General features: G+C 69.0%; 5 protein-coding genes. 3 read left to right on the forward strand and 2 right to left on the reverse strand.

From position 1 onward, the window contains the following. Nucleotides 1–301 precede the first annotated feature (301 nt). From CF68_RS17210 to CF68_RS17220, 3 genes are all read left to right on the forward strand, one after another. The gene (locus CF68_RS17210) at nt 302–949 is read left to right on the forward strand and encodes a response regulator transcription factor (RefSeq protein ID WP_035820920.1); all 648 of its coding nucleotides are present in this window, start codon (nt 302–304) and stop codon (nt 947–949) included. 18 nt (nt 950–967) lie between these two features. Beyond that, complete coding sequence (locus CF68_RS17215) at nt 968–4,375, forward strand: ATP-binding protein (RefSeq protein ID WP_035820922.1); 3,408 nt, start codon at nt 968–970, stop codon at nt 4,373–4,375. Between the two features lie 142 nt (nt 4,376–4,517). Next, nucleotides 4,518–5,909 carry an MFS transporter gene (locus CF68_RS17220; protein WP_084187274.1) on the forward strand — a complete coding sequence of 464 codons (1,392 nt, stop codon included), beginning with the start codon at nt 4,518–4,520 and terminating at the stop codon, nt 5,907–5,909. A 204-nt stretch (nt 5,910–6,113) separates the two neighbouring features. Here CF68_RS17220 and CF68_RS17225 read toward each other — a convergent pair whose 3' ends face one another. Continuing rightward, on the reverse strand, nt 6,114–7,088 hold the full coding sequence (locus tag CF68_RS17225; RefSeq protein WP_035820926.1) for a tripartite tricarboxylate transporter substrate binding protein: 975 nt from the start codon (nt 7,086–7,088) through the stop codon (nt 6,114–6,116). Between the two features lie 96 nt (nt 7,089–7,184). After that, on the reverse strand, nt 7,185–7,875 hold a 691-nt coding region (locus CF68_RS17230), incomplete at its 5' end, for an SDR family oxidoreductase (RefSeq protein ID WP_035820928.1).

Raw genomic sequence — 7,875 nt, forward strand, 5'->3', positions numbered from 1 at the left:
CTACGTGAATGCGTCTTCCGCCGCGCATTGACATCAGGCAAATAGCTGGTCGCGCTCGCCGCGGAACAAGCGCCGCAATGCTGCGCAAACCCAGGTCAAGCATCGCGGCATGGTGCCGTTCAATTGGCAGGTCACGCATTTCCCGAACTGGCCGTGTCCATGCCCGCCTCACGCAAGTTCCCTGAACTAGCAGAATTACGATTCAAGCGGGCTCGGAACATAGCCAGAATTTCGGATTTGTGGTGGCGCAATCGCCCAGTGCAACCGGCGTGGACCGGTTGCCGCCCATCCGGAGATAGCTATGTACGACGGAGTCTTGCGTGTCGCCCTGGCGGACGACCACCCGCTGGTCGTGACCGCCCTGCGCGACTGCCTGCAGCTCAGCGGCAGTGTCCAGATCAGCTGCGAATGCCGCAACGGCACCGAGTTGCTCGGCGCGCTGGACCAGCATCCCGCCGATATCGCCATCACCGATTTCTGCATGGGCCACGGCGATACCTCGCTGGACGGCTTCAACCTGCTGGGCCGCCTGGCGCGCCGCCATCCGCTGACGCGCGTGGTGGTGATCAGCGCCCAGACCAATCCCGCCATTATCCGCCGCGCCATGAAGCTTGGCGTGCGCGCCTTCGTCAGCAAGGAAGACCACCTGGACGAGGTCGTGCGCGCCTGCATCCACGTCGCATCCGGCGGCAGCTGCTTCTATTCGCCCGCGGTGCACGCCATCCTGCAACACGCCACGCTGGCCGGCGCACCGGCCACCGAACTGACGCAGCGCGAACTGGAAGTGATCCGGCTCTATGTGCAGGGCCTGCAGTTGACCGACATCGCCGGCAAGCTCGGCCGCTCGGTCAGCACCATCTCCAGCCAGAAGACGGTGGCCATGCGCAAGCTGGGGGTGCAGACCAATACCGGCCTGATCCGCTACGCCTATGAAAACCGCCTGATCTGACACGGCCGGAACCCGCCGATGCAGCAAACCGTCGACCGTACCCGTGAAACCCTGGCCAGCGCCTTCGATGCGCTTGCCGACAATGCGCGCCGCCAGCAACACCAGTATTCAGTGACCATCGCGGTGCTGATCGCCATCGTGCTGTTCTCCGGCATGCTGCTTGCCGGCCTGGCGACGGAACAGCACCTGGACTACCGCCGCAGCGACGTCTCGCGGTACGCCAGCTCGGTATCGCAGTTGCTGCATAACGAGTCCTCGTTCCTGCGGCGCACCGTGCTGAGCATCCGCTACAACCTGGATGCGCCCGCACCGGAACCGTCGCGCGATGCCGGCTTCGGGGCCTTCCGGCGCACCGGCAGCGCCAGCCTCCACGTCGATGCCGTGCGCAAGGACTATCACCTGCTTGCCACCGAGGCAACGCGGCAGGGCTGGGGGGCCGGGCTGCCGGCGCAGTTCATGCGGCTGCGGCAGATTGCCCTGGCTGCGGTGGCCACGCAACAGGCGTTCGACCTCGACCACGGGGCCTACGCGGTCGCGCTGGACGAAGACAGCGCCGTGGTCATCAGCCAGCCCGAGGCCGGCGCGCCACCGCTCGCGCTCGACCCGGCGCTGATCCCACTGCTGCGCACATGGCTGACCCAGGCGTTGCTGGAGCGCAGCGGCCGCAGCGTGCCGGCGCGCGACCAGCAGGTCTGGGTGGGTCCGCTGCGCCACCCGGTGGACGACGCCCCGGTCATGGTGCTGGCCGGCGCCGCCTATGCCGGCGACACGCCCACCATGCTGGTGGCCGCCTGCGTGCCCCTGCAAGCCTTCCTGGCCGACTTGCAGCGCGCAGAGGATCCGGCGCTGCTGGCATTGCTCAATCCAACCGGTCAGATCATCGATGTATCGCCGCGCGACTGGCCGGCGGCATCGGCCAGCGTCCACGATGTGGCAGCCGGCGCGCGCCTGCTGTCGCACAGCACGCTCGATGTCACGCCATCGGGCATGCGGCTGGTGCGGCCGCTGCCGGCAGGCTTCGGGCAGCTGGTCTACCCCCTGCCGTATCGCATGCTGGGCACGGCGCTGGCAGCTGAGCTGGCCGTGATCGCCGGCGCCATGCTGCTGCTGACCGGCGCCATTGGGCTGGCCGCGCGCTACTGGAGCCGGCACCTGCTGCGGCGCACGCACGCCGAAGCCTCGCGTGCGCTGGAAAACGAGCTGATGAACCACGTGCTGGTCAATGCCACGCCGATCGGGCTGTGCATCGTGCGCCAGCGCGACTACGCCGTCCTGACGTCGAACCCGCTGGCCGGCGTGCTGCTGCAGTGGCAGCCCCATGGGCACCTGCCCGATGCGGTAGCGCAGGCATTCAAAAATCAGCCATGCGGTGGCAGCAGCGGGCAAGCGTCCATTTCCAGCTTTACCGTCGCCGCACCGCCGCGCGTGCCGGCGGATGAGCCCCCCGGCCACGGCGACGCCACACCGCACTTCCTGCAAATCACCTACGCGCCGGCGCGCTACCGCGATGAAGCAGTGCTGTTCTGCGCCGCGCAGGACTGCACCGCGCAGCAGTCACTGCAAGAGCAGCTGCGCTCCGCCCAGCAGGCCACCGAGACGATGATGCGCGCACGCTCGACCTTCTTCGCCGCGATGAGCCACGAGATCCGTACGCCGCTGAACGCATTGCTGGGCAACCTGGAACTGCTCGCGCGCGGCAGCGGCCTGGCGGCACACGCGCCCCGGCTCAGGGCGCTGGACACCGCCGCCGAGGCGCTGCGCCGGATCGTCAACGATGTGCTGGACTTTTCCAAGATCGATGCCGGCAAGCTCAGGCTGGTCAACGCGCCCTTCCGCCCCGTCGAGGCGCTGGAAAGCGTGGCGCTGACCCATGCGCCGATGGTGGCCGGCCGTCCCATCCGCTTCCACCTGCAGCTGCCGCCATCGCTGGATGCGGAGGTCACAGGCGACCGCATGCGCCTGGTGCAGGTGTTCAACAACCTGCTGAGCAACGCCTTCAAGTTCACCGCCAGCGGCCGCATCACCCTAAGCGGCGAGCTGCGCCAGGACCAGCACGGCACGCTGCGGCTGGTCTGCCGCGTCAGCGATTCCGGCATCGGCATGCCGCCGCCGCTGGCGGCACGCGTGTTCCAGCCCTTCGTGCAGGGCGACGCCGCGACCGCCAGCCGCTACGGCGGCACTGGCCTGGGCTTGTCGATCTGCGCCCGGCTGTGCGAGCTGATGGGCGGCAGCATCAGCGTGGATAGCGTGCCGGACGTGGGCAGCGCGTTCACGGTCTCGGTGCCGCTGCCGCCGGTCCCGCCCGCCGCGGCGCAGTGCGGCGACGTGGTCGTGCTGTGCCAGCACATGCGCACCGGCGAGGCCCTGGCCGCGTGGCTCGCCACGGCAGGCTGGCGTGCAGATGTGCTGGCATCGCAGGCGGCCGCGCTGGCGTCCTTCCAGGTCAAGGTGCCACGCGTTATCGTCGCCACGGAAGAGTACCCCCTGGCCGCACTGGCCGACCTGCGCGATGCGGCAAAGGTCCCGGTTGTGTGGGTGACGCCGGAGGGCCCGCATCGGCCGCGCCAGTGCGCCCCCGGCATGCACGAAGTCACGGCCTACAGCCACCGCGCGCTGCTCGACTGCGTGGCCCACGCGGCCGAAGGCGCAACGCCGGCGCTTGCGCCGGCTGACGGCAGCGCGCCGGCGGCGCAGGCACTCCCGGCACCAGCCGCGGCGCCGCTGACGATCCTGGTCGCCGAGGACAATGCGTTGAACCAGACCCTGATCGCCGAACAGCTGCAGGCACTTGGCTGCAACCCGATCGTTGCAGGCAACGGCAGGCAGGCATTGGCGGCACTGGAGAGCACGCACATCGACGCGGTGCTGACCGATATCCATATGCCAGTCATGGACGGCCACGCGCTGCTGCGCGCGGTGCGCGCGCAGCATCCCGACATGCCGGTACTGGCCTTCAGCGCATTCACCAGCAGCGAGCCGTCCGCGGACTGGCGCCTGCACGGCTTTTCCGGCTTTGTCGCCAAGCCGGCGTCGTTGCAGGACCTTCAGGCGTGCCTGCATGGCCTGCCCGGCCGCAGGCATGCCGCGGCCCCGCCCCCTGGCACCAATGACGATCCGGCTGCGGCTGCGCAGGCCGAAGCCGCTGATCGCCGCCGCTACGAAGCCATGCTGCGCCGGCAGCTGCAGCAAGACCTGCCAGCGTTGGCGCACATCATTGTGCAGCAGGACCTGCCGGCATTGCGGCACTGGGCCCATGCCGCGGCCGGCGCCTTCATGATCGTGCGCCGCCAGCCCATCGTCGAGGCATGCCTGGCACTGGAAGCACTGTGTGACGCAGCGCAGGCGTGGACCCCGGCCGCCGCAGCCGCGGCCGAAGCCCTGCTTGAACGGCTGGGCGGCTACGCGCAGGCCGCCGCAGCTGGATAGTGCGCGCGGCGCGCTGCGCCTTACCACAATTAGCGGATTTGCGAGCATCGCCACGCGGGACGATAATGGCAACGCTGCGCCGTGGCCGTCCTGGCCATGCCTGACCGATGCTGGCGCGGCATTGTCTTCAATGTCTCTCCCCATGCAGCCAGAACAAGGCCTTCCCCAGCCACAGCGGACCTGGGCGATCCTCACTGTTTTCTTCGGCCTGATCATGGCCGTGCTCGATGGTTCGATCGCCAACATCGCCCTGCCCTCGATCTCGCGCGAGCTGCAGGCCGATCCGTCCAGCACGATCTGGGTGGTCAACGCTTATCAGCTGACGGTGACCGTGTGCCTGCTGCCGCTCTCGTCGCTGGGGGACATCCTTGGCTACAAGCGCGTGTACCGGGCGGGGCTGGCCACCTTCCTGCTGGGCTCGCTGCTGTGCGCGCTGGCGGTCAACCTGCCGATGCTGGTGGCCGCGCGCGTGCTGCAGGGCATCGGCGGCGCCGGCATCATGAGTGTCAATACGGCGCTGGTGCGCTTTATCTACCCGCCCACGCGCCTGGGCCGCGGCATCGGGCTGAACGCGCTGGTGGTCGGCGTGACCATCGCCGTGGGCCCGTCGCTGGGCGCGCTGGTCCTGGCGGTCGCCAGTTGGAAATGGCTGTTCGCGGTCAACGTGCCGGTGGCCATCGTCGCGCTGGTGCTGAGCCGCACTTCGCTGCCGGCGACGCCGCCGCAGCCGCGCGAGTTCGACTACCCCAGCGCGCTGCTGTCGGCGCTGGTGTTCGGCATGTTCATCCTCGGCGTCGACGGCCTGGGCCACGCCCGCTGGCGCATCGCAGGCGCCGCGGGCATGGCCGTGGCCGTGGTGCTGGGTTGGCTGCTGGTGCGGCGCCAGCATGGGCGCACCGCGCCGCTGGTGCCGGTGGACCTGTTTGCCTGCCGCTCCTTCACGCTGGCGGTGGGCACCTCGTTCTGCTCCTTCATGACGCAGATGCTGGCCTTTATCGCGCTGCCGTTCTATCTCGAATACCAGCTCGGCCGCTCCCTGCAGGAAACCGGCCTGCTGATCACGCCCTGGCCGCTGATGGTGGCCGTGATGGCCACGGTGTCGGGCCGGCTCTCGGACCGCTACCCGGCCAGCATCCTGGCCGGCATCGGGCTGGCCATGCTGGCGGGCGGACTGGTCGGGCTGGCCACGCTGGGCCCGGACGCCGGCAGCCTGGACATCGTCTGGCGCATGGCGATGTGCGGCACGGGCTTCGGCTTCTTCCAGTCCCCCAACAACCGCGCCATGATCGGCGCCACGCCGCCCGAGCGCAGCGGCGGCGCCAGCGGCGCGCAGGCGACCACGCGGCTGCTGGGGCAGACCACCGGCACCGCGGTGGTGGCGCTGCTGTTCAGCCTGGCGCCGACCGGCGCGGCGCGCATTGCGCTGTATCTTGCGGCAGTGGTGGCGGCGCTGGGGGCCTTGATCAGCCTGAGCCGCTTGCGCGATGCCAGCGGCGCGGAGCCTGCGCGGGGGGCGGTGGAGCCGGACGCTTAGGTCTTTGCGCACCCATAGCCGTCCCGATCCCGACGGTTCGCTCCCCTCTCCCGCCTGTGGGAGAGGGGCAGGGGGTGAGGGCAGGCGCTGGCATACCGACACAAAGCACTTCGTCGACACTCCCGGCCCTCACCCCAACCCTCTCCCGCAAGCGGGAGAGGGAGCACACCATCGGTATGCGAAAGCCCCACACCAACTCCGTCCTTACTCCGCCTTTGCGCCCGATTCCTTCACCACCCGCGCCCACTTCGCGATTTCCTGCCGCTGATAGGAAGCCAGTTTCTCCGGCGTGCCCAGGATCGGATCCAGCCCCAGCGTCTTCAGCTTCGCCTGCACATCGGGCAGCGTGAAGATGCGGTTGAGTTCGGTGTTGAGCCTGGCCACCACGTCCTTCGGCGTATTGGCCGGCGCGAACACGGCGAACCATGAATCGGCTTCAAATCCAGGCAACCCCTGCTCGGCCAGCGTCGGGATATCCGGTGCCGAGGCCGAGCGCTTCGCGCTGGTAATGCCCAGCGCGCGCAGCTTGCCCTCGCGCACCACCGGCAAGGCCGACGGCAGGTTGTCGAACATCATGGTGATATGGCCGCCGAGCAGGTCGGGGATGGCCATGGCGCGGCCTTTGTAGGGCACGTGCGTGATCTTGACGCCGGCCATCGAATTGAACATTTCGCCGGCCACGTGCGGCGAGGTACCGACGCCGGGGGTGCCGAAGGTCAGCCCGCCCGGCTTGGACTTTGCCAGCGCGATCAACTCTGCGACGCTCTTTGCCGGCACGCCGGGATTGACCACCAGCACGTTCGGCGTCGAGGCGATCAGGACCACGGGGGCGAAGTCCTTGACCATGTCGTACGGCATCTTGCTGTACAGCGCGCCGTTGATCGAGTGCGTGCCGACCGTGCCCAGCGCCAGCGTATAGCCGTCGGCCGGCGCGTGCGCCACGGCTTCGGCGCCGATATTGCCGCCCGCGCCCGGCTTGTTGTCCACCACCACCGGCTGGCCCCATGCGGGCGAGATCTTTTCCGAGACGATGCGCGCGAGCGTGTCGGGCGCGCCGCCGCTGGGGAAGCCGACCACGATCCGGATCGGCTTGGCGGGGTAGCCTTGTGCCAGCGCGGGGGCCGCGCTCACCAGGGCGGACGCGGCGAGCACTGCCGCGGCAACGGTACCGAAACGCATGGATTCTCCTCCTGTTGCCGGCGGCTGCATGGCCGCCCGCATTGTGAAGACGGCGGCCAATGCCGCCGCCGAAACCTGCCAGGACTACTCGTGCCTTCAGACCGCGATGCCGCCGAACTCCTGCATCACCTTGTCATGCAGGCGGCGCATGCCGCGCAGCCAGCGGTCGTAGTCCTGGCCCTTGCGGCGATAGTACTCAAGCACTTCCGGGTGCGGCAAGATCAGGAAGCGCTCGTCGGCCACCCCTTCGAGCGTCACCGCGGCGACGTGCTCGGCGGTGACCGAGCCTTCCTGCAGGAAGCCCTTGCGCTCGCCCTTCTCGCCGAACAGCATATTGGTCTGCACGCCCTGCGGGCAGATGCAGCTGACCTTGATGCCGCGGTCGCCGTAGGTGATCGACAGCCACTCGGCAAAGCCGATGGCGGCGTGCTTGGTCACCGCATACGGCGCCGAGCCGATCTGCGACAGCAGGCCCGCGGCCGACACCGTATTGATGAAGTAGCCGTCGCCGCGCTCCAGCATCTGCGGCAGCACCGCCCTGGCCGCGTGGATATGCGCCATCACGTTGATTTCCCAGATGCGCTGCCAGTCCTCGGCGCTCGCCTCCAGCCCCTTGCGCAGGATGATGCCGGCGTTGGAGCAGAAGATATCGACCTGGCCAAAGCGGCGCGTGGCCTCGTCGGCCAGGCCCTGCACCGCGGCGGCATCGGCCACGTCGACCGGCTGCGCGAACACCTGGCACGCAGGCGCCGCGGCCTGGACTTCGGTGGCAACGGCGGCGGCGCCC

Origin of the sequence: Cupriavidus sp. SK-4 (genome assembly GCF_000611125.1) — a bacterium.
Lineage (GTDB): Bacteria > Pseudomonadota > Gammaproteobacteria > Burkholderiales > Burkholderiaceae > Cupriavidus > Cupriavidus necator.